This window comes from Streptomyces sp. NPDC008121 (assembly GCF_042957155.1).
Classification (GTDB): Bacteria; Actinomycetota; Actinomycetes; order Streptomycetales; family Streptomycetaceae; genus Streptomyces.
In genome coordinates this window covers 120,300-144,771 of sequence record NZ_JBIBHT010000006.1, presented here as the reverse complement: position 1 = coordinate 144,771, position 24,472 = coordinate 120,300, and the positions used below count along the sequence as shown (strand labels likewise).

The following is a 24,472-nucleotide window of genomic DNA, read 5'->3' as shown; positions in this document are numbered from 1 at the left end:
GGGCGGGAGGTCGCGCGGGACCGAGGGCGGGAGGGGCCGGGGGCCCTGCGCGAGGGGGCGGGAGAGGGCCGGGGGCCCGGCCGGAGGGGCACCGAGAATTCACCTGACTCACCGGCCAGTTGAGGTTTCCGTGAGGAACGGCTTGGGGAGGACGTCTGCACACCCCGCGATCACGCCCTGTATGTGGCACGCCACAGGCCGCTCTGTCCCCCAGAGGTGGCAGCGTGTGATCCACCCACCCTCGGCACACCCCCGTGCCACCGACCCATGACGAGGGGGCGCACGATGGACGCTTTCACCGCAGGACTGCTGCAGCGCATCAGGAGCGCGCAGACCGACCTCACACGGGCTCGCGAGACGGGCGACGACTTCCTCGCGGACGTCGAGCAGGCTGAGCTCGAAGACCTGCACCGTCTGGCCGCCGAACACGGCGTGGAGGTCGGCGCCGCCGGCGTCTGATCTCGGACATGGCCTGACCTCGGTATGTGCCTGGGCCCCGGTGTCGATGACACCGGGGCCCACGCACGTACAGGGCCCAGGGGGTGTCTGACAATTCCCCGTGGAAAAAGGAGCAGTGTCCGGTGCGTGCGATTCGCAAGGCGCCGGAGAGCCCTCGTAGCGGAGCTACTAGGGCTTTTCGGCAACGCGGCGAGCGTGCGTGCCGGACACCGCGACGCCGCGGGGAATTGTCAGACACCCCCTAGTCGTGCCAGGCGCCGAACTCCTCCAGGAGTCGCTGGAGGGGCTCGAAGACGCCGGGCGTCCCCGCGAGTGCCAGGGCGCCCGAGGCGGGCTCTCCGGGGCGTCCACCGGTCACCGCGCCCGCTTCCCGTGCGATGAGCTCCCCCGCCGCCAGGTCCCACGGGTTCAGACCGCGCTCGAAGTACGCGTCGAGGCGGCCCGCGGCCACGTCACAGAGGTCGATCGCGGCGGAGCCGCCGCGCCGGATGTCGCGCACGCGCGGGATGAGGCGCTGGGCGACGTCCGCCTGGTGCGAGCGGACGGCGTGGACGTAGGCGAAGCCGGTGGAGACCAGGGCCTGCTCCAGCGGCGCCGGGGGCCGGCAGGAGAGCCGGCGCTCACCGATGTCCGGGCCCTCGACGTACGCCCCGCCGCCGAGGACCGCGCGGTACGTCTCCCGGCGCATCGGGGCCGCCACCACGCCGACGACGGTCTCGCCGTCCCGTTCGGCGGCGATCGAGACGGACCAGGTCGGCAGGCCGTAGAGATAGTTCACCGTCCCGTCGAGCGGGTCGATCACCCAGCGGACGCCGCTGGAGCCCGGGCTGGCGGCGCCCTCCTCGCCGAGGAAGCCGTCGCCCGGCCGGTGCTCGGCGAGGAAACCGGTGATCAGTTTCTCTGCGGCGATGTCCATCTCGGTGACGACGTCGATGGGGCTGGACTTGGTCTTGGCGACGGCCAGGTCGTCCGGGCGGCCGTCGCGCAGCAGCGCGCCCGCCCGGCGCGCGGCCTCCAGGGCGAGGTCGAGCAGCTCCGGCAGCAGGGGGTCGGTCTCGGTCACAAGCACTCCTCAGGCGTACGGACTGTCGGCACCGGCGGCCGCCGGCCGCTCCGCCCGCGCGGGGCAGCAGCCGATCGGGCAGAGGTCGTGGGACGGGCCGAGGGCCCCCAGGGCGCAGCGCTCGGCCCGGACGCCGCGCTCGCGCGCCGCGCGCTCCAGGACGAGGTCGCGGACGGCCGCCGCGAACCGCGGGTCCGCCCCGACGGTCGCCGCGCGCCGCACCGGGAGACCCAGCTCGGCGGCCTTGGCGGTGGCCTCGGTGTCGAGGTCGTACAGCACCTCCATGTGGTCCGAGACGAAGCCGATCGGGACCATGACGGCGGCCGGGGCGCCGGAGCCGTGCAGTTTCTCCAGGTGGTCGCAGATGTCGGGCTCCAGCCACGGGATGTGGGGGGCGCCGCTGCGGGACTGGTAGACGAGCTGCCAGGGGTGCGCGACGCCGGTCTCCGCTCGGACGGTGTCGACGATCACCCGGGCCACGTCCAGGTGCTGTCGCACATAGGCGCCGCCCTCGCCGTGCTCCCCGGCGGGGCCGGAGGTGTCCGCGGCCGACTCGGGGATGGAGTGCGTGGTGAAGGCGAGGTGCGCGCCGGCGCGCACGGACTCGTCCAGCTCGGCGAGCGAGGCGAGCACGCCGTCGACCATGGGACGGATGAACCCGGGGTGGTTGAAGTAGTGCCGGAGCTTGTCGACGCGGGGCAGCGGCAGCCCCTCCGCCTCCAGCGTGGCGAGCGCGTCGGCGAGGTTCTCGCGGTACTGGCGGCAGCCGGAGTACGAGGCGTACGCGCTGGTGGCGAGGACGGCGATGTGGCGCCGCCCGTCGGTCACCATCTCCCGCAGTGTGTCGGTGAGGTACGGCGCCCAGTTCCGGTTTCCCCAGTAGACCGGCAGGTCGAGGCCGGACGTCCCGAAGTCGGTCCGCAGCGCGTCGAGCAGGGCGCGGTTCTGGTCGTTGATCGGGCTGACGCCGCCGAAGAGGAAGTAGTGCTGCCCCACCTCCCTGAGCCGCTCCTTGGGGATGCCTCGGCCGCGGGTCACGTTCTCCAGGAAGGGGACCACGTCGTCCGGGCCCTCGGGGCCGCCGAAGGAGAGCAGCAGAAGGGCGTCGTACGGGGCGGGATCGTGCTGATCGGACATGGCACCGATCCTCCCACCCGCCTGTGACAGCCGGTGGTGCGGCCCGTCCGAAAAAGCGGCTGCCCCATCCAGTTCAACACCGTAGGCTTTAGCTATTAATTACACGTGTCCCACGACGGCACGTGCCGAGCGGATGCCGGAGATCCCCTTGCCCAGTCCCTATCGCGCGATCTTCGCCGCACCCGGCACGAAGGCGTTCTCGGTCGCCGGTTTCCTCGGCCGGATGCCGCTGTCGATGATGGGCATCGGCGTCGTCACGATGATCTCCCAGGTCACCGGGAGGTACGGTCTGGCCGGCGCGCTCTCGGCGACCCTGGCGATGTCCGCCGCCGTGATGGGCCCCCAGGTCTCGCGGCTGGTCGACCGCCACGGGCAGCGGCGGGTGCTGCGGCCGGCGACTCTGCTCTCGCTCGCGGCCTGCGCCGGGCTGCTGATCTGCGTCCAGCAGAAGGCGCCCGACTGGACCCTGTTCGTGTTCACGGCGCTGGTGGGGTGCGTGCCCAGCGTGGGCGCCATGACCCGGGCCCGCTGGGCCGAGATCTACCGCGGCTCGGCGCGGGAGCTGCACACGGCCTACTCTTGGGAGTCGATCGTCGACGAGGTGTGCTTCATCTTCGGCCCGATCGTCTCCATCGGCCTGTCGACCGTCTGGTTCCCCGAGGCCGGCCCGCTGTTCGCCGCCGTCTTCCTCGCCGTCGGCGTCTTCTGGCTGACCGCGCAGCACGCCACCGAGCCCCGGCCGCACCCGCACGGGGAGCACAGCGGCGGCTCGGCCCTGCGCTCCCCCGGCCTGCAGGTCCTCGCGCTGGCCTTCGTCGCCACCGGAGCGATCTTCGGTTCGGTCGACGTCGTGACCGTGGCCTTCGCCGAGGAGGAGGGGCACAAGGCCGCCGCCAGCCTCGTCCTCGCCGTGTACGCCCTCGGCTCCTGTCTGGCGGGCGCCGTCTTCGGGCTGCTCCACCTCAAGGGCGAGCCGTCCCGCAGATGGCTGCTGGGCGTCTGCGCGATGGCCGTGAGTATGATCCCCCTCCTACTGGCCGGGAACCTGCCGTTGCTGGCCGTGGCGCTCTTTGTCGCGGGCCTGTCCATCGCACCGACGATGGTGACCACCATGGCCCTCGTCGAAGCGCACGTACCGCGCACCAAACTGACCGAGGGCATGACCTGGACAGGGACCGGGCTCGCGATCGGCGTGGCGCTCGGCTCCTCGGCCGCAGGCTGGGTGGTCGACGCGTCGGGGGCGGAGGCGGCGTACGTCGTGCCGGTGGTCTCGGGCGCGGTCGCGGTCGTGGTGGGTCTCCTGGGGTACCGCCGGCTGCGCAGGCCGGTGCCGACTGGGGAGGGGCAGCGTGAGCGGGACGATGAGGGCGAGCACCAGGACGGCGGGCACCGGGACGGCGAGCGGACCGTGGCGTAACTGGGCGGGGAACGTCAGCTCCCGCCCGGCGCGGGAGGTGAGCCCCGCCTCGGCCGAGGAGCTCGCCGACGCCGTCCGGAAGGCGGCCGCCGACGGGCTGCGGGTGAAGACGGTCGGCACCGGCCACTCCTTCACCTCGATCGCCGCCACCGACGGCCTGCTGGTGCGGCCCCATCTCCTGACGGGCATCCGGCGGATCGACCGCGAGGCGATGACCGTCACCGTGGAGTCGGGCACTCCGCTCAAGCGGCTCAACGTGGCGCTGGCCCGGGAGGGCCTGTCGCTCGCGAACATGGGCGACATCATGGAGCAGACGGTCGCCGGGGCGACCTCCACGGGCACGCACGGCACCGGCCGCGACTCGGCCTCGATCGCCGCGCAGATCCGGGAGCTCGAGCTGGTCACCGCCGACGGGCGGCTGATGACCTGTTCCGAGAAGGAGAACCCCGAGGTCTTCGCCGCCGCGCGGCTCGGGCTCGGTGCGCTCGGCGTGATCACGGCCCTCACCTTCGCCGTGGAGCCGGTCTTCCTGCTCGCCGCGCGCGAGGAGCCGATGACCTTCGACCGGGTCACCTCGGAGTTCGACGCGCTGCACGCGGAGAACGAGCACTTCGAGTTCTACTGGTTCCCGCACACCGACAACTGCAACACCAAGCGCAACAACCGCAGCGCGGGCCCCGCCGCGCCGCCCGGGAAGGTCGCCGGCTGGATCGAGGACGAGCTGCTGTCCAACGGCGTCTTCCAGCTGGCTTGCTCGCTGGGCCGCGCGGTGCCGCCGGCCATCCCGACGCTCGCCAAGGTCTCCAGCCGCGCGCTGTCGGCCCGTACGTACACCGACATCCCGTACAAGGTCTTCACCTCCCCGCGCCGGGTGCGCTTCCTCGAGATGGAGTACGCCCTGCCGCGCGAGGCGGGCGTCGCCGCGCTGCGCGAGCTGAAGGCGATGGTCGAACGCTCGCCGCTGAAGGTGAGCTTCCCGGTGGAGGTGCGGACGGCTCCGGCCGACGACCTGACGCTCTCCACGGCCTCGGGCCGGGAGACGGTCTACATCGCGGCCCACGTCTACAAGGGAACGCCCCACCGCGGGTACTTCACCGCGGTGGAGCGCATCATGACGGCGCACGGCGGCCGGCCGCACTGGGGCAAGCTGCACACCCGAGACGCCGCCTACCTCGCCGAGGTCTACCCGCGCTTCGGCGAGTTCACGGCGCTGCGCGACCGGCTGGACCCGGACCGGCTCTTCGCCAACGACTACCTCCGGCGCGTCCTGGGCGACTGACGGTCACTCGGCCGGCGGGGCCCCCTGGGCGGGGGCGTCGCCGGACGGGCTCCCCGTCGGGGTCGGCGTGGGCGTCGCCGTGGACGGCGTGGGGGTGGGCGCCGGGTCGCCGCCGCCCGCGGGGTCCGAGGGGGTCGGGTCCGGGTCCGGGGCCTCCGGGGTGGTCCGCCCGGCGTCCGGGGAGGGGCTGCTCCCTTCTTGGTCCCCGCCCTTCTCGGGGTCCTGGCCCGGGTCCTGCTCCGGGCTCCCCTTCCGGGCCGGTCCCTCCTCGCCCCCGGGCCGGGGGGTGGCCGGATCCTCGGTGGAGGGCGCGTCAGGGCCGGCGTCGCCGCCCCGGACCACGGAGCCGAAGGTGGTCCGGCCCTGGGTACCGCCGAAGTCCTGATCGGAGATCAGTTCGTAGGCGGTGATGCCGCCCATCGAGACGAGGAAGACGAGGGCGGCCGCCACGGCGGAACGTTTCCAGCCACGGACGCGGGTGCCGTGTGTGGTCGCCGCCCCGAACTCCTCCCCGGACTCCCCGTCGGCCGCGCTTGCGGAATCCGCACCTGACGCCCCGCCGGAGCGCCCGCCGCCCCGCGCGGGAGAGGCGCCGTCGTGGAGCGGCGCCGGCGGCGACCCGGACGCGGGCGCGGCGACGGTGACCGGGATCTCGGCGCGTTCGCCGTGGACGGTCGCCACTCGTATCTGCTCGCCGGTGCGCTTGAAGAGGTGCTGGAAGAGGGAACCGCCGCAGGTCGCGATGACGCTGATCACGCCGGCGCCCAGGATCGTGCCGTACACGCCGAGGGTGGAGGCGAGCTTGGCCGCCACCACGGCGGCGATCGCGCTGCCCGAGACCTGAGCCACGCTCAGGTCGAGCTTCTTCTTCTCCTGATCCATACCCGCCCTTGCCTGGTCGGCTTTCAACGATCCACCCAGAGAGGACAAATGGGCGAAGTGATTAGTTCCGTTTCTGGGTTTTCTGTGAAGAGCGCCACGTGTCGGCCGCGAGCGCGCAGACTCAACTCCCGTACCTCCTGAGAAGTTGAGCGGCGCGCCGGTCCACCCACATGGCCCGAATGGAGTACTGTGGCGAGCCCTGGGTCCGGGCTCCCACGTGGGTGCTCGGGTCAACGGGAGGGAGCCGACGGCGGCACTCGAACCGGCGGCGCCGTGGCACCGCACGGGCGCCCGATGCACAGAGTGACCGCCTGTCACTCTGCGTTGTAAACGGGTAACCGTGCCATAACGGCGTTCCAGGGTCCATGCCCGACACGCCGGGCAACTCGGCAAGGTTGTGGCAGGCTGCACCCGGGCAGGCCACACTCGACTAGCGGAAGCAGCGACGCACGTGACGTCGGCAGGCACCACCCGGGAGGTCCCCATGCCCGAACTGCGTGTCGTGGCCGTCTCCAACGACGGCACACGACTGGTGCTGAAGGCTGCTGACAGCACGGAGTACACGCTTCCGATCGACGAGCGGCTGCGCGCCGCCGTGCGCAACGACCGCGCGCGACTCGGTCAGATCGAGATCGAGGTGGAGAGCCACCTCCGCCCCCGTGACATCCAGGCGCGGATACGTGCCGGTGCGTCGGCGGAGGAAGTCGCCCAGTTCGCCGGTATCCCCGTCGACCGCGTGCGGCGCTTCGAGGGCCCCGTGCTGGCGGAGCGCGCGTTCATGGCGGAGCGGGCCCGCAAGACGCCCGTACGCCGTCCCGGCGAGAACACCGGACCGCAGCTCGGCGAGGCGGTGCAGGAGCGGCTGCTGCTGCGCGGCGCCGAGAAGGACACCGTGCAGTGGGACTCCTGGCGCCGTGACGACGGCACCTGGGAGGTGCTGCTCGTCTACCGCGTGGCGGGCGAGGTGCACACCGCGAGCTGGACGTACGACCCGCCCAGGCGGCTCGTCCAGGCCGTCGACGACGAGGCCCGCTCACTCATCGGCGAGACGGACGACACGATCGCCGCCGCGCCGGAACCGAGCTTCCCGTTCGTGCCGCGGATCGCCCGGCTGCCTCGCGACCGGCCGCTGGACCGCGCCCTGGACCGCCAGCTCGAACGGCCGGCCGCCGCGCTGCCACCCGCCGAGCCGGAGGAGGAGCGCGACTCCCTGACCAGCCTCCTGGAGGCGGTGCCGAGCTTCCGCGGCGACATGATCGTGCCCGAACCCGCGGACACGGAGATCGCCGAGGAGCCCGACGCGGAGGAGCCCCCGGCCCCCGCCGCGTCCGCCGGCGCGGGCTCGGCCTACGCCGACGTGCTGATGCCCCGCGCCGTCTCCGGCCACCGCGACCGCCTGACCGGCACGACCGACCGCCAGGCCGAGGCGGACGGCGTCCGCCCGGGCCGCCGGGCGGCGGTCCCGAGCTGGGACGAGATCGTCTTCGGCACGCGAAGGAAGAAGCAGGACTGACCGGGGCTCCCGGTGCACGCGGCGCCCCGCACCGGCGCCGCCCCGGCCGCCCGCGCGGCCTCGGCTGTACGCGAGAACGGGCCTCCGCCGATGGCGGGGGCCCTCGTCGTGCGGAGGGCGAGGCCGGGAACCCCGTGCCGGGCCGGCCCCCGCCTCGGCCGTGCGTGGGCGCGGCACGGGGATCAGGGCGGTGCGCCGGCCCCGGACCCTTCGTGAGGCCGGTACGCCGGTCCGGCCCCCGCCGACGGACGGTCCCGGGCCTCCCGCTACTGCGGGTCCGGCCCCTTCGCGACCGGGCGGGCCGGGTCGGTGGACCATTCCGACCAGGAGCCCGCGTAGAGGGACGCCCGGATGCCCGCCAGTTCCAGGGCCAGGACCTCGTGGGCGCCGGAGACGCCCGAGCCGCAGTAGACGGCGACGGCCGTCGCGTCCGACGCGCCGAGGGCGGCGAAACGGGCCGCCAGCGACTCCACCGGCAGGAAGCGCCCGTCCTCGGCGACGTTCTCCGTCGTGGGGGCCGACACCGCGCCCGGGATGTGCCCGCCCACCGGGTCGATCGGCTCCACGTCCCCCCGGTACCGCTCCGCCGCCCGCGCGTCGAGCAGCAGCCCCGAGCGGGCCAGCGCCGCCGCCCCGTCCGCGTCGAGCACACCGGCGGCCCCCGGCACCGGCACGAAGTCCCCCGGCTCCGGAGCCGGCGTCCGACTCGACAGCTCCCCCGGCCACGCCGCGAGCCCGCCGTCCAGCACCCGTACGTCCGGATGACCGGTCCAGCGCAGCAGCCACCACGCCCGGGCCGCACCCCAGCCCAGCCCGCCGTCGTAGACGACCACCGGGGTGTCCGCCGAGACGCCCGCCCGGCGCATGGCCGCGCCGAAGGCGTCGAGGTCCGGCAGCGGGTGCCGGCCCCCCGCCCCCGGCGGCCCCGCCAGCTCCGCGTCCAGGTCGACGTAGACCGCCCCGGGCAGGTGGCCGGACTCGTACGCCGGCCGTCCGGGCGGCCCGCCCAGGGACCAGCGGACGTCCAACAGGACCGGGGGCCGCGCCCCGACCGACTCGCTCGCGAGTTCGCTTGCGGAGATGATGGGCTTCATGGGGGTCATCCTCGCGCACCCGTGACGGCGCCACGGATGGCGTAGGCGCGACGGTCGCAGCAGAAACGACAAACCAGGCATCCTCCTGCGGGATCGCGCCAAAAACGGCGCGGCCCGGGAGCGGCCCGCGTCCGGTGGTGCGAGCATCTGCTCGGGGGCGCGCGAGCGAGGCGCGACACAGCAGGCGGACGGCAGGCACGGAACCGCTACGGCCCCCGTGCCCCCGGGGCCCCACGGCCCGTAGGAACGGGTGCGTACGCCTTGTCCCCCCGCACGGCCACGACGATGGTCCGAGGAGAGAGTGACGATGAGCGAGGCGACCCGGCGCACACCCGGTACACCCTGTTGGGTGAGCTTGATGGTGCACGGGCTTGACGCGACACAGGAGTTCTACAACGCCCTCTTCGGCTGGGAGTTCGTGCCCGGCCCACAGCAGCTCGGCCCGTACGTGCGTGCGCTGCTCGACGGCAGGGAGGTGGCCGGCATCGGCCAGCTGCCTCCCGACCGGCATCTGCCGGTCGCCTGGACCACCTATCTGGCGTCGGACGACGCCGACGAGACGGCGGAGTCGATCCGCTGCTGCGGCGGGACCGTCGCGGTCGGGCCGCTCGACGCGGGCGAGGCGGGCCGGATGGTGATCTGCTCGGACCCCGCCGGCGCGGTCTTCGGAGTGTGGCAGGCCGAACGGCACACCGGCACGGCGACCGCCGGCCGGCCCGGAACCCCGGTATGGAACGAGCTGCTGACGTACGAGACGTCCACCGTCGGCAAGTTCTACCGCACGGTCTTCGGCTACGACGCGGAGCCGAACGTCGCCGACAACCCCGACTCCCTCACCCTCCGCCGGGACGGGCGCCCGGTCGCCGCCGTCCACGGGCTCCACGGCGGGCTGCCCCGCGACCGGGGCGCGCACTGGATGACGCACTTCGAGGTCACCGACACCGACGCGGCCGCCGCACTGGTCACGGAACTGGGCGGCCGTGTCCTCCGGGCGCCCGAGGACGGGCCGGCGGGACGCCTCGCCCAGGTGGCGGACCCTGAGGGCGCCGTCTTCACGCTCATCCGCCCGGCGGACGGCTGACCACGAGGCCCGGCACCGGGACAGCCACGGCGGCGGGCGGCCACGCGCCCGGGAACGGTGAGCCGGGGTCAGCTCCTGCCGCGTGCCAGTCCGCGACGCAGCCGGGACGCCGTCCGCCGCGGGTCGCCGCCGGGCAGCCCCAGGTCGGTCAGCCGGTCCTGGTGGAAGTACCGGGCGGCGGCCGTGCCGCTCGTGAGCAGCGCCTCCGTCTCCTTCCGCAGCAGGGGGTGCAGCCGCGGCTGCATGCAGTACCCCACGGCCCTGACGAGCGGCTCCAGGGTGTCCGGCGCCGGTCCGGGCACGGCGGGGTCCGCGCCGCTCTCCAGGTCGGGGACGACATGGTCCACGACGGTCAGCGGGACCCGGTTGCTGTTCTCGTACGGCATGAGCCGTTCCAGGATCGTCTCCGTGCCGACCCTGGCGACGGGCACGTCGAAGTACACGGCGGCCGTGAGCATCGCCGTCGAGAAGCAGCCGACGACGAGCCGGGGACGGCAGCGCGCGTAGAAGGTCTCGGCGAGCAGCGGACCGTCCAGGACGGTGAGCCGCACACCGGCGGCCCCGGCGGCCTCCCGCAGGGCGAGGGAGTAGCGGGCGGGCGCGGTGGGGTGGGGCTTGAAGACGATCGAGCGGTGGCCGGCGGCCGCGGCCCCGCGCACCATGCGGACGTGCAGCTCCTCCTCCTCGTCCGCGGTGAGGATGCCGAGGACGGCGAGGTACTGGCCGAGGAGCACGGCGGTCGGGGCGGCCGCGGCCGCCTCCTCGACCTGCCGGTCGCCGTCGGCCGCCGCGGCGATCTCGGCGAGCACCGCGCGGAACGCGTCGTCGGGCACCAGCTCGCATGCGACGCCGGTCTCGGCCAGGAGCAGCGGGCGCAGCCCCGGTACGAGGTCGAGGTGGAGCAGGCGCCGGACCCGGCAGCCGATCGACTGGGGAAGCTCGTCGCGGGTGGGGCCGTAGCTCATCAGGCCGTCCGCGTACACGTCCACACCGCTCTCCGCGAAGACGGCGGCGAGCGCCTTGGCCGGGTTGACCTGGATGGACTCGACGACGAGGTGGACGGGTGCGGCGCCCAGCCCCCACGCGGTGCGGAACACCCGCTGCCAGAGCGGTGCCTCCTCGGGGCGCGGCGCCCAGGTGCCGGGGTGGTGGGGCCGGATGGCGTCGTTCCAGTGGACGGTGTCGTCGAAGCGGGCCGCGGTCCGGTCGTAGCCGGTCATCTCCTCCAGCCGCAGGGCGGTCTCCGGGATCTCGGCGTTGTTCGAGACCAACAGGAGGCGCCGGACGTCCTGGCGGGCGCCGAACAGCCCCGCGTCGAGGGCGGCGGCCACGGTGGCGGCGCCGTACAGCGTCGACACCTGGAAGATCTGGACGGGAAGGGCGGCGCCGGTCGTCCCGGGGGTGCGGGTCTGCATGGTCAGGCGGTCCTTCCGGTGGCGCGCAGGGTACGGAGCAGGGTGCTGCGCGCGGTGTCCATCGTCGCCAGGGTCTCGTCGAGCACCTGCTGGGGCATGCGGCGCAGGGCGTCCGTCACGTTCCGCTTGAGGCGTTTGGTGACGGCGGATTCGTACTGCTCCGCCTTTCCCATATGAAAGGCGATCATGGCGCAGTAGGTGCGGACCGCTTTCGGCAGAAAACGGTCCGCCTCGGCGTCCCGGGAGACCTCTTCGAGCAGCAGGTCGTACGACGGGATGAAATCGAGCTGGCGGTGGTCCGTGATCTGCGTGAGGGACGTGGTGACCCCGCGGCGGTAGAAGACGCCGTGCATGCTGAGCGCGGCGTAAGTCGTCGCTTTCAGATGGAGCCGCCAGATCCACAGCCGGTCCTCTGCGGTGCGGAGGGTCGTCTCGAATCGCGAGGCGCCGTCGGCGAAGAGATGGCCGGCGTAGATGCCGAACGGAACGAACGGATAGTCCACCATCGTCACCATGTTGGCCGGGGCGATTCCGTCCCGCGGGTCCATCACCGTGTCCCGGCGCGTGGCCGGGGCGTAGCGGACGCTGCGGGAGGTGCCGGTCGACTGGACGTGGTCGGTGCGGGCGAAGTCGCAGCCCAGCGCCTCGATGCCGTCGACCATGGCCCGCAGGTGGCCGGGGGCGTACCAGTCGTCTCCGTCGAGGAAGGTGACGTAGTCGCCGGTCGCGGCGTCCAGGCCGGTGTTGCGGGCCTGGGCCACCCCGAGATTGGTCGCGTGGCGGATGACGGTCGCGTTCGGGATCCGGCTCTTCCAGCGGTCGAGAACGTCGGGCGTCTCGTCCGTCGAACAGTCGTCGATCAGCAGGAACTCGAAATCCGGATCCGCGTTGCCGGCGAGACTGCGCATGGTGTCGGGGGCGTAGATCCCGACATTGTGGAGGGGCACGATGACGGACAGTTTCGGCACTCGGAATTCCCAACACTCACACACGGCAGGACGGGCAGGAACGGCAGGCGGGCAAGGGGGCAGGGGCGGGCAGCGTATCGGCGCTCAATTCCGGTCCGTGGAGCCGGATGTGCACTCCGGATGAACTCTTTCCGTCCTGCGCGGAAACCGGTTCCGGAAGCCGATCGCGAGCAGGCACAACAGGGCGACCGCTCCGATCGCCCCGCCGCCGCGCAGGCCCGGCGGGCGGAACACGCAGTGGACCGAGGTGGCCGTGCCGTCGAGCGGCACGGCGAGCAGGCCCGTGCGGCTTCGGGCCGGCGTGGGCTCCGCGTCGCCCGCCGCGCAGCGCCAGCCGGAGATCCGGGGAACGGCGACGACGGCGGTTCCGGTGCTGCCCGCGGGGAGTTCGGCGGTGAGGGAGTGGCCGGTGGCGCGCACCTCGGTGGCTCCGGTCGCGGTGAGGTGCCGTACGGCCGCGTCCAGCCGGTCCCGTACGAGGCAGCCGACCGGGTTCGGCGGCAGGGCGGGCTCTCCCGAGCGGGGCTTCAGTTCGACCCGTACGGCGCCGGAGGCGGGGACGGTGCCGAGCGGCTGCACGGGGGCGAGGACGGACGGCGGTTTTCCGGCGAAGTCGACGCCCGGCTGTCCGGCGAGGGCGGCCGTGCCGCGGTAGCGCGGCGCCCAGAACCAGAGCTGTGCACCGGCCGGGCAGATGGCGGTGAGGACGGTCCGGCCCTTGCCGGTGGCGCCGGGGCCGGTGCTCGCCGCCCGGCGCACGGGCGGCTCGTCGTACACGTCGGCGCCGAGCATCGACTCCTGGCGGGCGAAAGCCGATGCGGCGGAGGAGCCGGAGGCCTCGGCCGACGGGTCGGTGGGGCCGCTCCCGCGCGCCGGGAGCCGGACGTCCGCGCGGACCGTGACCAGGGGCGGTACGGGAGAGTCGGTGGTGGTGATCGTGGCCCGGGGCGGCCTGTCGGCGTGGAGGGGACCGGTGGGCGTCGACCGCATCCGGGTGCCGATGGAGAAGATCGCGTCGGTGACCGGGTTGTCCAGGCTGACCGGGTGGCGCCCCTTGGCGTAGTAGCCGAAGCCGAGGGAGGCGGCCGTGCGGGAGAAGACGTCCGCGGTGAGGCTGCTGTAGTAGTCGGCGCCCTGGCCGCCGACGAGGAGGACGTCATTGCCGCCCGGCACTTCCCCGGGGTCCGTGCGGTGGCGCGGCCAGGCGTCCGCGGCCTCGGTCGCCCGCGCCATGTCCGTGTGCCAGGGGCCGAGGGGCGGCGCCCAGGAGACCTTGCTCAGCTGCTGCCGTTCGACCCTGCCGCCCGTGATCGCGGTCTCGCTCGCCTGGGCCAGGACGAGCAGGCCGACGGCCACGGCCGGGAGCGCGCGGGCGCCGACGCCGTACCGCCGGGCCGCGAGGACGGCTGTCGCGGCGAGCGCGGCGACGGCCAGGGCGGCCGTGAACGCCGGATAGGTCCAGCGGTCGACGACCGCGCTGCCCCGGGCCGCGAAGGCCATCGCGCCCAGCAGGGTCCCGGCGCCGAGGAGCGCCGGCAGCCGGGGCAGGCCCCGGGCCGTGGAGATCCAGGCCGCGATCAGGAGCAGACCGCAGAGCACGAAGGACTGACGGTAGGGAATGCCGTTGGGCGAGGCACCGGCGTGCCACAGGAGGTGGGTGGGACCCCACTGCATCGAGAGCGCCACCAGGCAGATCGCGGCCGTCCAGGCGAGGCGGACCCGGGGGGCCAGGGCGCGGTTGAACGGCAGGGTCAGCGCCAGCAGGAGCGCGGGGGTGCCGATGAAGAGGGCGGGGGAGGCGACGCTCGCCGTCGCCGGCAGCAGCCGGGCGAAGACCTCGGTCCAGGAGACGGCGGTGAAGGTCACCTCGGGGGTGGGGTCCGCGACCCGGGTGGCCAGGAAGATCACCAGGACGAGCGGGGTGGCGAGGCCGATGCCCACGAGCACCGAGCGGGCGGCGCGCAGCAGTCCGGCGAGGCGCCGGCGGCCGGTGTCGTCGGCGGTGAGCAGCCGGACGGCGAGGACGACGGCGGCGCCGACGGTCGCCATGTAGGCGGTGTAGAAGTTGGCGTACCACGCGAGCCCCACGACGAGCGGGCCGAGGACCGGGCGCCGCCCGGAGCGGGCCCACTCGCCCACCAGACAGAGCAGCGGGAAGGCCAGCAGTCCGTCCAGCCACATCGGTACGGTGGCGGCGAAGTTCAGCGTCCAGCCGCAGAGCGCGTACGCCGCGCCGAGGACGGCGGCCACCGGCCAGGGGCCCCGGCGCAGCCGCAGCAGCAGCACCGCCATCGCGGCTGCCGCGGCGGTGATCTTGGCGGTGGTGATGACGTACAGCGCGAGTTCGATCCGGTCGGCCGGGAAGAGGACGACCAGCAGGTCGAACGGGCTGGAGAGATAGGTGCCGTAGTCGCCGAGGAAGTTCGAGCCGAAGCCCGAACGCCAGTTCAGGAAGAGGTCGCCCTCGGTGTCGCCGAGCAGGAAGGCGCGCCAGTAGGCGTGGTACGGGAGGTACTGCTGGCCGAGGTCGACGACGTTGCGGGTGGTGGGCCCGAACGGCCGGCTGCCGGCCAGGGCTCCCCCGAGGCAGAAGACCACGGAGCCGAGCAGGGCCGCGAGGCCGGCCGCCCGCAGGCGGACGCTGCGCCGTGCGCGGTCGCTCCACCGCCGGGGGCCGCCGGGCGGCCGCTCACCGCCCGCGCCGGCCGCCGTGCTCGGCCGCTCGCCCACGGTCCGCATGTCCCGGCCGATGGCGGGCACGGTCTCGGCAGCAGGGGGCACGCGTCCTCCGGAGGTGTCACGCGGCGCCGGGAAGCGCCGGGCCCGGTCTTCGTGTCACGGGCCGACGGCCATTACCTCCGAGCCGGGCGACCCGCATCCGATCAGCAGTGGGTCCCCGGGTACACCGGAGGTGAATTGGAGGTGCCAGGGGCGGCGACGCCGTGCGGGAACCGAGGCGTACGGGCGGGAACCGAGGCGTGCGGTCGGGGCCCCAGGCGTACGGGCGGGAACCGAGGCACACGTGCGCGCCCCGGGCGTACGGGCGTACGGACAGGCGCGTGTACGGGCGCCTCCGCGCCGGTCTCGTACCGGCGGGCCCGTGCCGACGGCTCGCGCCCCGGGCGTACGGAGGCGGCCACTCCCCCGGTTTCGGGGCGGAGACGCGCTGGGCGTGCGCGTAAGGCGCGCGAGGCGGGCGCGCGCCGGGCGGGCGCGTACAAACGCCCCCGCGCGCGGCGTACTACGAGCGGCGGCGGGGCTTGCCCCGCTTGGCCGGGGTGGGGCCGCCGGAGCGGCCGCGCGTGCTCTTCCCGGCGGGCTTGCCGGCCGTCTTCCCCGTCGACCTGCCGCCCGACGTGGCACCGGCGGGCTTCTGGCGTGCGCCGCCGCCCTTCTCCGCCCGCTTGTCCTTCGCCTCCGGCGCGCCGCCGGCGCGGCCGCGCGTGCTGTTGACGGTCCGCCCGCGCACGATCCCGATGAAGTCCTCCACCAGGTCGGTGGTGGCGTCCTCGCGCCAGGACAGCGCGACCCGGGACTCGGGAGCGCCCGTGACCGTCCGGTACGTCAGGTCCTTGCGGTGGTGCAGGCGGGCGAGCGACTGGGGGACGACGAGGACGCCGATTCCGGCCGCCACCAGTTCGACGGCGTCCGCCGTGGTGGCCGGGCGTTCGATCGCCGGGCGGCCGGGCAGGGTCTCCCAGTCCAGGGTGTCGTCGAGGGGATGCAGCACGATGTCGTCGGCGAGGTCCTCGACGGTCACCTCGTCCGCCGCGGCGACGAGGTGGTCCTTGGGGACCACGACGACCGTGGTCTCGGTGTAGAGGGGGATCGCGCTGAGGTCCGTGCGGTCGATCGGCAGCCGGACGAACCCGGCGTCGGCGCCGGTCTCCCGCAGCACGGCGGGCGCCTCGGCGGCGGACACGGGCACGAGCTCCAGCGGAGTGTCGGGCAGGCGCTCGTTCCAGATCCGCACCCACTTGCCGGGCGTCACCCCGGGAACGTACGCGAGCCGGAACGAGGGGGATTCTTCCGAGCCTGTCACCCCGCCAGGTTACCGGTCGTGGTCGGAGGTAGCGCACATGCTCGATACCCTTGACCTCATGAAGTCGCACCAGAGCGCCCAGACGATGAAGCCCGCCACCGCGGCGAAGAAGCTGGGTGTCTACCTCGAGGCCACCCCCGCCGAGTTCCAGGAGGGCGTCGTCTCCCGCGCCGAGCTGAGTGCGCTGCAGACCGATCCGCCCGAGTGGCTGCGGGAGCTGCGCCGCAGCGGACCGCACCCCCGGCCGGTGGTCGCGGCCAAGCTCGGCGTCTCCATCTCGGGTCTCGCGCGCGGCGGGGTGACCGAGCCCCTCACGACGGAGCAGATCGAGGAGCTGAAGACGGAGAACCCGGAGTGGCTGCAGAAGGAGCGCGCCACCCAGGCCGACGTCCGCAAGGAGACCGTCCGTCTCAAGGAGAAGCAGGCGGAGCAGAAGCAGACCGGGCAGCAGTAGCCGGGCGGGCCGGCCCGCCCGCGCGGTGACCGCGCCCTGGCCTCGGTTCGCCGGCTCCGCCGGTTTACCCGAGTCGCACGTCGGGCCCCCCCCCCCCCCCGGGGGGGGGGGCGACCCCCTCCCTCCCAGCCCCACCCACGCCCTCACGCGGGGGTGCCCCGCACGCCCTCCCGGGCCCCGGCCCCCCCCCAGGCCCCCCCCCCGGTGGGGGGCGCGCCCCCGGGCGGGGGGGGCCCCCCCCCCCCCGGCCGCCCCCCCCCCCCCCCCCCCCCCCCCCCCCCCCCCCGGGGGGGCGCCCCCGACGCCGTACGTCCCTGCCCGACCCTCTCCGTCAGGCGTGGTTGACCGGCAGGACGTCCGGGGACAGGGCACCCGCCCTGGCCGACGCGCTGGTCATGTGGCGGCGGTGGTGGCGGCGGCACAGGACCTCGTAGCCGATCTCCTCGGCCGGACGGTTCACGTCGCCGACGACGACCTGCTCGCCTTCGACGACCATCTGCCCGCCCACGGTACGGGCGTTGTGCGTGGCGCGCGCCCCGCACCAGCACAGCGCCTCCACCTGCAGCTGCTCGATCCGGTCGGCCAGTTCGATCAGCCGCTGCGAGCCCGGGAACAGCTTCGTCCGGAAGTCCGTCGTGATGCCGAAGGCGAAGACGTCCATGTCGAGGTCGTCGACGATGCGGGCCAGCTGGTCGATCTGCTCCGGGGCCAGGAACTGCGCCTCGTCCACGATCACGTAGTCGGCCTTGCCGCCCTTGGACATCTGGTCCACAAGGTACGCGTAGAGGTCCACGCCCTCCCCCGCCTCGACAGCGTCCGTCACCAGGCCCAGCCGGGACGACAGCTTGCCCTCGCCGGCGCGGTCGTCACGGGTGAAGATCACACCCTGGAGCCCGCGGGCGGAGCGGTTGTGCCCGATCTGGAGCGCCAGTGTGCTCTTTCCGCAGTCCATCGTTCCGGAGAAGAACACCAGCTCGGGCATGGGAGGTCGAGGCCTTTCGGGCGGGGCGGCGGCCGGCGACGGCGATAAGGGCCGGACCGCGGGGTCGGGGAACGACGAGTCGGGGAACGAGGGATCAGGAGCCGGGGCCGGAGGGCGGCGACCGAGGGGTCAGGTACGGACCTCGAGGAGCGGGACGAACTGCTCCGCGGGCGTCATGGAGCCGTGCACGCCGACCATCGCCGACTCGTGCGGTTCCTTGACGGAGGCGGTGATGATGACGTCGTCACGGGCCGCGGCGACCACGTCGCCGATCCTCCCGTACACCCGCTCGTCGACCGTGCCGCCGAACCAGCCCAGCTCGATGGCCTCGTCCCTGCCCGCCACCCAGAACTGCTCGCCGAGGACCTCGCGCCAGCAGGTCAGGACGTCGGCCTGGGCCCCCGGCACGGCATAGACGTGGCGGGCGCGGCCCTCGCCGCCGAGCAGGGCGACGCCGGCGCTCAGCTCCCAGTCCTCGTCGAAGTCGATCCGGGACTGCTCGTCGAAGGGGACGTCGACCATGCCGTGGTCGGCGGTGACGTACAGCGAGGAGTGCGGGGGCAGTTGCTCGGCGAGCCGCTGCACGAGCCGGTCGACGAACATCAGCTGGCCGCGCCAGGCGTCGGAGTCGATCCCGAACCGGTGCCCGGCGCCGTCGAGTTCGCTGTAGTAGGTGTAGACCAGCGAGCGGTCGCCGGCGGCGAGCTGCTCGGCGGCGAAGTCCATGCGCTCCTCGCCCGTGAGCCGGCCGTGGAACGCTCCGCCGCTCAGGGCGATCTTGGTGAGCGGGGTGTCCTGGAAGATCGGCGAGGAGACCTGCGCCGTGTGGATCCCGGCTTCGTGGGCGAGCTGGAAGACCGTGGGGTACGGCTGCCAGACGTGGGGCGGCGTCCACGGCTTCCACCGGAGCTGGTTCATCAGCTCACCGGTGTCGGGGTCGCGGACGGTGTAGCCGGGCAGTCCGTGCGCGCCGGGGACCTGTCCGGTGCCGACCGAGGCGAGCGAGGTCGCGGTGGTGGCGGGGAAACCGGCGGTGATCGGGCGTCCCGTGCCGCCGCGCGAGGTGGCGAGCAGCGAGGTGAGGTACGGCGCCTCGTCGGGGTGGGAGCGGATCTGCTCCCAGCCGAGTCCGTCGATCAGGAACACGCAGTTCCGGTCGGCCGGGGCGAGTTCGGCGATTCGGGCCTCGAAGCCGGGCGCGCCCTGTCCGGCGACGAGGGTCGGCAGGAGGTCGGCGAGCGAACCGGTGCCGTACTCCGGGACGGGCGCGGACGCGGGCGCGAGGACGACCGGTTCGTCGGGCCAGCCCGAGGCGACCGTGGAGGGCTGGACCATCAGCGGGTCGCCGCGGTGGCTTCGGAGAGCGACTGGGCGAAGGCGAGGGTCTGGCGAACCGTGTCCGGGCCGTCGCCGGCGTCGCTGACGCGGAGGCTGAGGTCGTCGGCGGTGGCGTTGCCGGTGTAGCCGTGATCGGCGTCGCAGTTGGGGTCGCCGCAGGCGGCGGGCTCCAGGTCGATCCGGGAGACGGCGCCCCAGCCGATGGTGAGGACGACCTCGCGGGGCAGCGTGCCGGGGGTGTACGACTCCGGGTTGGCGACGACGCGGCTGACGACGACGGAGGAGATCCGGTCGAGCTTGACCGACTCCGTGGAGGTGGTCGCGTACGGCGTCGGGGAGCTGGTGTCGGCAGCCTGCTCGTCGGTGTGGCTCACGATGAAGCGGGTGGCCGTCAGGACGAGGACCGTGACATGGCGGCGGACCTCGTTGGTGTCGAACGTGGTCTCCTGGTGCACCACGTACGACGCGATCGCCTCGCCACCGACGGCGGCCTCCACCGCCTCGGCCACGAGGGCCGGGTAGTAGCCGCTGCGCTCGATCGCCGCGCGCAGCCCCTGGGTCGTCGTACCGGTCTTCGCCATGGACTCCATCCTAATCCGTCGGGAGGGGCGCTCCGGGACGTGTCGGTCGCCGCGAGCCCGGCTCGCGCGGCGGCGGGCCGGGCACGGCGTCAGTAGCTGGGGAGCCGGCGCGGGCCGAGGTCCGTGCGGGGCGGGGGCGGGGCGAGGCGGACCGTGGCGCCGAGCACGGAGAGTCCGCGCGAGGCGACGACGACGGGCTCCAGCGTGATCGCGACGACCTCGGGGTGGTCGTCGACGAGTCGGGAGACGCGCAGCAGCAGCTCCTCCAGGGCGGGGGTGTCGACGGGGTCGGAGCCGCGCCAGCCGAAGAGGAGGGGCGCGGTCCGGATGGACCGGACCAGCTCGGCGGCGTCCCGGTCGGTGGCGGGGACGAGCCGGTGGGACATGTCGCCGAGCAGCTCGGAGGCGGCTCCGGCGAGGCCGAAGGAGAGGACGGCGCCGACGGCCGGGTCGATGGCGGCCCGGACGACGGTGTCGACGCCGCGCGGCACCATCGCCTGGACCACCGGATGCAGCTCCTCCGGCTTGCCGAGGGTGTCGGTCACCTCGGTGTAGGCGGTGCGGAGTTGCTCCTCGGTGGCGAGGTCGAGCCGTACGCCGCCGAGGTCGGGGCGGTGGCGCAGGTGGGGCGCGGTCGTCTTCAGGGCGACGGGGTAGCCGAGGCGGGCGGCGGCCGCGACGGCGGCGTCGGGGGTGGGCGCGGGCAGGGTCGGCAGGACGTTGATGCCGTACCGCGCGAGCAGCTCGCCCGCCTCTTCCGCGCCGAGGGTGACGCCCCGGGCGTCCACGTCCTCCCCGAGCATCCGCTCGATCCGGGCGGCGGCCCCCGCCTCGTCGATGTCCTCGTACTCCGGGACCCGCCCCGGCTCGGCGGCCTGGCGTCGCCACTCGGCGTAGCGCACGGCCTCGGCCAGCGCCCGCACGGCCCGCTCGGCGGCGGGATAGGCGGGGATGTTGCCGCTGACCCGCGGAGACGCGGAGCCGTCTCCGCCGCCGTCCTTGGCGGAGGTGGGAGCCGCGGGCGGGCCGAGGCGGGTCGGGGGCGCGGGCGGGCCGGCGGCAGCTGCCGGGCTTCCGCCCGGGCCGAGGCGGGTCGGTGCCGAGGTCCCGCCGCCCTCTCGCGCACCGCCGGCGCGCGGCGCCTCCGGGGCGCCGGGCGCGGTGGCGGCCGGTGCCGTGGGGGGCGCGGCGGCCGTCAGGGGCGGAGCCCCCGCGGCGGACGAACCGGCCGGAGTGACGGGCGGGGAGCCGGCCCGGAGTCCGGGAGCGGGTCGCGTGCTGGTCGCCGCGGACAAGGCCTCGGCGAGTCCGCCCATCTCGACGTGCACCACGACGACCGGCTTCGTCGGGGCGGGGGCGGAGGCGACGGCCTCCCGGAGGTACGCCGCGAGGACCTCCCCGTCACCGGATTCCACGGCTCCGTTCTCGCCGACCCAGGGGATCGCCGTCACGACGACCGCGTCGCTGGTCTCGTCCACGAGGGCGGCCGCCAGTGCCGCGCGGAAGTCCGCCGGGCTCGCCGCCGTCGTGAGGTCGATCGGGCGCAGCGGCCGCAGCCCCTCGGTCAGGCAGGCGTCGTACGTCAGCAGCCCGAGCGACTCGGAGTTGCCGAGGATCGCCACGCGCGGCCCGGTCGGCAGGGGCTGCCCGGCGAGGAGGAGCCCCGCGTCGACGAGCTCGGTGACGGTGTCGACGCGGATGACCCCGGCCTGCCGGAGGAGGGCGGAGACCGTGGCGTACGGGATGCGGGTGACGGGCACCCGGTGGCCGGGCGGGGCGCTGCCGCTGTGCCGGGCGCCCTTGACCACCACGACCGGTTTGACCGCGGCGGTCCGGCGGGCCAGCCGGGTGAACTTCCGCGGGTTGCCGATCGACTCCAGGTAGAGCAGGACGACGTCCGTGGCCGGGTCGTCGTACCAGTGCTGGAGGAAGTCGTTGCCGGAGACGTCGGCGCGGTTGCCCGCGGAGATGAAGGAGGACAGCCCGGCTCCCCGCCGGTGGAGCCCGGCGAGGAGGGCGATGCCGATGGCGCCGGACTGGGTGAACAGCCCGATCCGTCCGGCCGTCGGCATCTGCGGGGCGAGCGAGGCGTTCAGCCGGACGTCGGAGGCGGTGTCGATGAGTCCGAAGGCGTTGGGTCCGATGATCCGCATGCCGTACGAGCGGGCCTGCCGGACCAGCTCGCGCTGCCGCGCCCGTCCTTCCTCGGTGCCGGTCTCGGCGTATCCGGCGCTGAGGACGACCAGGCCCCGGACCCCGTGCTCGCCGCAGTCGGCGACCGCGTCGGGCACCCGCTCGGCGGGGACGGCGACGACCGCCAGGTCCACCGGCTCGCCGATGTCCGCGACGGAGCGGAAGGCCGGCACGCCGTCGAGCGCCGCCGTCCCCTCGTCCAAGGCGCGGTTCACTGCGTAGGTCCGGCCGGTGTAGCCGGAGGCGAGGAGGTTGCGCAGGACGGTCCGGCCGACGCCGCCGGGGGTGCGGCCGGCTCCGACGACGGCGACCGAGCCGGGAGCGAGCAGCCGCTGCACGGAGCGCGCCTCGGCGCGCTGCTCGCGCGCGAGCTGGACGGCGAGCGAGCGGTCGGTGGGCTCCAGGTCGAGGTGGAGGCGGACGGAACCGTCCTCGAAGCTGCGCTTCTGGGTGTACCCGGCGTCCGTGAACACCTTGATCATCTTGGTGTTGGCGGGGAGCACCTCGGCCGCGAACCGGCGGATGTCCCGCTCCCGCGCCACCGCCGCGATGTGTTCGAGGAGGGCGGAGGCGACCCCCCTGCCCTGGTGCGCGTCCTGGACGAGGAAGGCGACCTCGGCCTCGTCGGCGGGGGCGGAGGCGGGCAGGCCCTGGGCGTTGATGCGGTCGTACCGCACGGTGGCGATGAACTCGCCGCCGACGGTCGCGGCGAGTCCGACCCTGTCCACGTAGTCGTGATGGGTGAAACGGCGGACGTCCTTGGCGGAGAGGCGGGGGTAGGGCGCGAAGAAGCGGTAGTACTTCGACTCGTCCGAGACCTGTTCGTAGAAGCTGACCAGTCGGTCGGCGTCGTCGACGGTGATGGGCCTGATGCGTGCGGTGCCGCCGTCGCGGAGGACCACGTCCGCTTCCCAGTGGTCCGGGTAGGCGTGTTCCGGCTGGGCCGGGTGCGGCTGTTCCGACGCGCTCTGCATGGGGCAAGACTACGGCCGGGGTACGACAGTGGCACCGGTCCCGCACGGGGTGCGTGCCCCGGGTGGCGCGTGCAAGGTGGGAGGGCCGGAGGGCCGCCCCACGCCCGGGCCGGACGCAGTGCCGAGCACGACGCGACCCGTGAGAGACTGGTCTAGACAACCCGCTAAGACTTGAAGGGCAACACCATGGCTGAGCGCCGCGTCAACGTCGGCTGGGCCGAGGGCCTGCACGCCCGCCCCGCCTCCATCTTCGTCCGCGCCACCACGGCCTCCGGCGTCCCCGTGACGATCGCCAAGGCCGATGGGAACCCGGTGAACGCCGCTTCGATGCTCGCGGTGCTCGGTCTGGGCGCGCAGGGCGGCGAGGAGATCGTGCTCGCTTCGGACGCCGAGGGCGCCGAGGCCGCGCTGGACCGCCTCGCCAAGCTGGTTGCCGAGGGGCTCGAGGAGCTTCCCGAGACCGTCTGACCTCGCCGTCCCGGCCTCGTCCGGGTCTCGTCTGCGAGGAGCCGCGCCCGCCATCCCCCCGGCGGACGCGGCTCCTTCGCGTCTGGGGGAAGCGGCGAAAGCGCGGCCGGGGCCGACTCCGGACTTCCCGGGCCATGGAACCCGGGGCACGTCCGGACGGTCCCCCGCGGCTCGCCCTGGTCATCGGAATTCCGGTCACACCGCTGTGAGGGCGGCTTGGCATTCCGAGCAGCGAAATACGACGCCCCGCATCGGAGCCGCCGCGTTCACGAAAGCCCCGGGGCTTTCGGATGCATTTCCGGGCAGCACGTCCACGGGCCATCGAATTCCGCCGGCCGCATTCCTTCTCTTTGTATACGGCCCGGTCGTTAATTCCGGACGCTCGCGGTGTGTACGACATGTTGCGAAGCCCTCACACCGCCGCGCGCGGGGCGCTTCGGCCGGTGCAGCGCCGGTGAGCGTTCGGCGTGCAGGGCGGTGAGGGCGCGGGCGCGCTCGGCGTCGCCGCGGGCCACCGCGTCGACGATCGCTCCGTGCTCGGCCCAGGCCTCGACCGGCTGCGCGGCCGGCTCGATCGCGCACATCCAGGCGATCTTGTGCCGCAGCTGGGTGAGCAGCGCGGTGAGCGCCGGGCTGCCGGAGGCCTGCGCGAGGGTCTCGTGGAACCAGCCGTCCAGGGAGCGCAGGTCTTCGCCCTGGCCGCGCCTGGCCCGCTCCTGCCCCAGCCTGACCAGGCCCCGCAGCACCTTGAGGTGGGCCTCCGTGCGGCGCTGGGCGGCGCGGGCGGCCCCCAGCGGCTCCAGGAGCGCCCGCATGTCCAGGAGGTCCGCCGCCTCCTGCTCGGTGGGCTCGGCGACATGGGCGCCCGCGTGCCGGCGGGTGACGACGAAGCCCTCCGACTCCAGGGTGCGCAGCGCCTCGCGGACCGGGACGCGGGAGACTCCGTACCGGCGTGCCAGCTGCTCCTCCGTCAGCCGGCTTCCGCACGCGAAGACACCGGAGACGATGTCGTCCCGAATCGCCGTGCATACCGAATGCGCGGGGATGCGCATGTTCGACCTCCGCCTTTTCCGCGCGAAAACCATCCGATGGACGTCTGTTCGTCGACTCTTCGGTGACTCTATTGCAGCGG

At 74.0% G+C, this 24,472-nt stretch carries 20 protein-coding genes; 7 read left to right on the top strand and 13 right to left on the bottom strand.

The window, feature by feature from the left end:
• Nucleotides 1–285 precede the first annotated feature (285 nt).
• Nucleotides 286–459 (top strand): hypothetical protein, encoded by a 174-nt coding sequence (locus ACFZBD_RS21140; RefSeq protein ID WP_391141490.1) that lies wholly within the window; start codon nt 286–288, stop codon nt 457–459.
• Nucleotides 460–700: 241 nt separating this feature from the next.
• Here ACFZBD_RS21140 and ACFZBD_RS21135 read toward each other — a convergent pair whose 3' ends face one another.
• Complete coding sequence (locus tag ACFZBD_RS21135) at nt 701–1,522, bottom strand: inositol monophosphatase family protein (protein ID WP_391141487.1); 822 nt, start codon at nt 1,520–1,522, stop codon at nt 701–703.
• A 9-nt stretch (nt 1,523–1,531) separates the two neighbouring features.
• The gene (locus ACFZBD_RS21130; protein WP_391141484.1) at nt 1,532–2,659 is read right to left on the bottom strand and encodes a ferrochelatase; all 1,128 of its coding nucleotides are present in this window, start codon (nt 2,657–2,659) and stop codon (nt 1,532–1,534) included.
• Between the two features lie 148 nt (nt 2,660–2,807).
• Here ACFZBD_RS21130 and ACFZBD_RS21125 point away from each other — a divergent pair, with 148 nt between their 5' ends.
• Together ACFZBD_RS21125 and ACFZBD_RS21120 are read left to right on the top strand one after the other, a co-directional pair.
• Nucleotides 2,808–4,076, top strand: a complete 1,269-nt coding sequence (locus ACFZBD_RS21125; protein WP_391141482.1) for an MFS transporter — start codon at nt 2,808–2,810, stop codon at nt 4,074–4,076.
• Entirely contained in the window at nt 4,021–5,355 is a 1,335-nt protein-coding gene (locus tag ACFZBD_RS21120; RefSeq protein ID WP_391142208.1) for a D-arabinono-1,4-lactone oxidase, read from the top strand. Before ACFZBD_RS21125 ends, ACFZBD_RS21120 begins: the two co-directional genes overlap by 56 nt.
• Nucleotides 5,356–5,358: 3 nt before the next feature.
• On the opposite strand, the gene ACFZBD_RS21115 is transcribed toward ACFZBD_RS21120, so the two are convergent.
• Nucleotides 5,359–6,237, bottom strand: a complete 879-nt coding sequence (locus tag ACFZBD_RS21115; RefSeq protein ID WP_391141479.1) for a hypothetical protein — start codon at nt 6,235–6,237, stop codon at nt 5,359–5,361.
• A 451-nt stretch (nt 6,238–6,688) separates the two neighbouring features.
• On the opposite strand from ACFZBD_RS21115, the gene sepH reads away from it, so the two are divergent.
• The gene (gene sepH / locus ACFZBD_RS21110; protein WP_391141477.1) at nt 6,689–7,750 is read left to right on the top strand and encodes a septation protein SepH; all 1,062 of its coding nucleotides are present in this window, start codon (nt 6,689–6,691) and stop codon (nt 7,748–7,750) included.
• A 266-nt stretch (nt 7,751–8,016) separates the two neighbouring features.
• On the opposite strand, the gene ACFZBD_RS21105 is transcribed toward sepH, so the two are convergent.
• Nucleotides 8,017–8,844, bottom strand: coding sequence for a rhodanese-like domain-containing protein (locus tag ACFZBD_RS21105; protein WP_391141473.1), 828 nt, complete (start codon nt 8,842–8,844; stop codon nt 8,017–8,019).
• A gap of 307 nt (nt 8,845–9,151) precedes the next feature.
• On the opposite strand from ACFZBD_RS21105, the gene ACFZBD_RS21100 reads away from it, so the two are divergent.
• Entirely contained in the window at nt 9,152–9,925 is a 774-nt protein-coding gene (locus tag ACFZBD_RS21100) for a VOC family protein (RefSeq protein WP_391141470.1), read from the top strand.
• Between the two features lie 68 nt (nt 9,926–9,993).
• On the opposite strand, the gene ACFZBD_RS21095 is transcribed toward ACFZBD_RS21100, so the two are convergent.
• The 4 genes from ACFZBD_RS21095 to ACFZBD_RS21080 form a co-directional block, all read right to left on the bottom strand.
• Complete coding sequence (locus ACFZBD_RS21095; RefSeq protein WP_391141467.1) at nt 9,994–11,340, bottom strand: polysialyltransferase family glycosyltransferase; 1,347 nt, start codon at nt 11,338–11,340, stop codon at nt 9,994–9,996.
• 2 nt (nt 11,341–11,342) lie between these two features.
• A complete protein-coding gene (locus tag ACFZBD_RS21090) occupies nt 11,343–12,308 on the bottom strand; it encodes a glycosyltransferase (protein ID WP_391141464.1) in 966 nt (321 codons plus the stop codon).
• An 84-nt stretch (nt 12,309–12,392) separates the two neighbouring features.
• Nucleotides 12,393–15,089 (bottom strand): YfhO family protein, encoded by a 2,697-nt coding sequence (locus tag ACFZBD_RS21085; protein ID WP_391141461.1) that lies wholly within the window; start codon nt 15,087–15,089, stop codon nt 12,393–12,395.
• A gap of 460 nt (nt 15,090–15,549) precedes the next feature.
• Nucleotides 15,550–16,350, bottom strand: a complete 801-nt coding sequence (locus ACFZBD_RS21080) for a LysR substrate-binding domain-containing protein (protein WP_391141458.1) — start codon at nt 16,348–16,350, stop codon at nt 15,550–15,552.
• A 58-nt stretch (nt 16,351–16,408) separates the two neighbouring features.
• Here ACFZBD_RS21080 and ACFZBD_RS21075 point away from each other — a divergent pair, with 58 nt between their 5' ends.
• On the top strand, nt 16,409–16,804 hold the full coding sequence (locus ACFZBD_RS21075) for a DUF5997 family protein (protein ID WP_391141456.1): 396 nt from the start codon (nt 16,409–16,411) through the stop codon (nt 16,802–16,804).
• Between the two features lie 331 nt (nt 16,805–17,135).
• Here ACFZBD_RS21075 and ACFZBD_RS21070 read toward each other — a convergent pair whose 3' ends face one another.
• The 4 genes from ACFZBD_RS21070 to ACFZBD_RS21055 all read right to left on the bottom strand — a co-directional run bounded on the left by ACFZBD_RS21070 (nt 17,136) and on the right by ACFZBD_RS21055 (nt 22,872).
• Entirely contained in the window at nt 17,136–17,786 is a 651-nt protein-coding gene (locus ACFZBD_RS21070; RefSeq protein WP_391141453.1) for a thymidine kinase, read from the bottom strand.
• 129 nt (nt 17,787–17,915) lie between these two features.
• Nucleotides 17,916–19,121, bottom strand: a complete 1,206-nt coding sequence (locus ACFZBD_RS21065) for an alkaline phosphatase family protein (protein WP_391141451.1) — start codon at nt 19,119–19,121, stop codon at nt 17,916–17,918.
• Nucleotides 19,121–19,705 (bottom strand): DUF5998 family protein, encoded by a 585-nt coding sequence (locus ACFZBD_RS21060; RefSeq protein WP_391141448.1) that lies wholly within the window; start codon nt 19,703–19,705, stop codon nt 19,121–19,123. Before ACFZBD_RS21060 ends, ACFZBD_RS21065 begins: the two co-directional genes overlap by 1 nt.
• Nucleotides 19,706–19,794: 89 nt before the next feature.
• A complete protein-coding gene (locus ACFZBD_RS21055) occupies nt 19,795–22,872 on the bottom strand; it encodes a GNAT family N-acetyltransferase (protein ID WP_391141446.1) in 3,078 nt (1,025 codons plus the stop codon).
• A gap of 186 nt (nt 22,873–23,058) precedes the next feature.
• Between ACFZBD_RS21055 and ACFZBD_RS21050 the strand changes: the two genes are divergently transcribed.
• A complete protein-coding gene (locus ACFZBD_RS21050; RefSeq protein WP_048477591.1) occupies nt 23,059–23,340 on the top strand; it encodes an HPr family phosphocarrier protein in 282 nt (93 codons plus the stop codon).
• A gap of 368 nt (nt 23,341–23,708) precedes the next feature.
• Here ACFZBD_RS21050 and ACFZBD_RS21045 read toward each other — a convergent pair whose 3' ends face one another.
• On the bottom strand, nt 23,709–24,392 hold the full coding sequence (locus ACFZBD_RS21045) for an FCD domain-containing protein (protein WP_391141443.1): 684 nt from the start codon (nt 24,390–24,392) through the stop codon (nt 23,709–23,711).
• Nucleotides 24,393–24,472 lie beyond the last annotated feature (80 nt).

Coding starts and splice junctions, on each gene's coding strand:
- ACFZBD_RS21060 (WP_391141448.1), bottom strand. CDS start 19,705: ATGGCGAAGACCGGTACGACGACCCAGGGGCTGCGCGCGGCGATCGAG.
- ACFZBD_RS21055 (WP_391141446.1), bottom strand. CDS start 22,872: ATGCAGAGCGCGTCGGAACAGCCGCACCCGGCCCAGCCGGAACACGCC.
- ACFZBD_RS21130 (WP_391141484.1), bottom strand. CDS start 2,659: ATGTCCGATCAGCACGATCCCGCCCCGTACGACGCCCTTCTGCTGCTC.
- ACFZBD_RS21070 (WP_391141453.1), bottom strand. CDS start 17,786: ATGCCCGAGCTGGTGTTCTTCTCCGGAACGATGGACTGCGGAAAGAGC.
- ACFZBD_RS21045 (WP_391141443.1), bottom strand. CDS start 24,392: ATGCGCATCCCCGCGCATTCGGTATGCACGGCGATTCGGGACGACATC.
- ACFZBD_RS21075 (WP_391141456.1), top strand. CDS start 16,409: ATGAAGTCGCACCAGAGCGCCCAGACGATGAAGCCCGCCACCGCGGCG.
- ACFZBD_RS21095 (WP_391141467.1), bottom strand. CDS start 11,340: ATGCAGACCCGCACCCCCGGGACGACCGGCGCCGCCCTTCCCGTCCAG.
- ACFZBD_RS21120 (WP_391142208.1), top strand. CDS start 4,021: ATGAGGGCGAGCACCAGGACGGCGGGCACCGGGACGGCGAGCGGACCG.
- ACFZBD_RS21140 (WP_391141490.1), top strand. CDS start 286: ATGGACGCTTTCACCGCAGGACTGCTGCAGCGCATCAGGAGCGCGCAG.
- ACFZBD_RS21100 (WP_391141470.1), top strand. CDS start 9,152: ATGAGCGAGGCGACCCGGCGCACACCCGGTACACCCTGTTGGGTGAGC.
- ACFZBD_RS21050 (WP_048477591.1), top strand. CDS start 23,059: ATGGCTGAGCGCCGCGTCAACGTCGGCTGGGCCGAGGGCCTGCACGCC.
- ACFZBD_RS21105 (WP_391141473.1), bottom strand. CDS start 8,844: ATGAAGCCCATCATCTCCGCAAGCGAACTCGCGAGCGAGTCGGTCGGG.
- ACFZBD_RS21065 (WP_391141451.1), bottom strand. CDS start 19,121: ATGGTCCAGCCCTCCACGGTCGCCTCGGGCTGGCCCGACGAACCGGTC.
- ACFZBD_RS21115 (WP_391141479.1), bottom strand. CDS start 6,237: ATGGATCAGGAGAAGAAGAAGCTCGACCTGAGCGTGGCTCAGGTCTCG.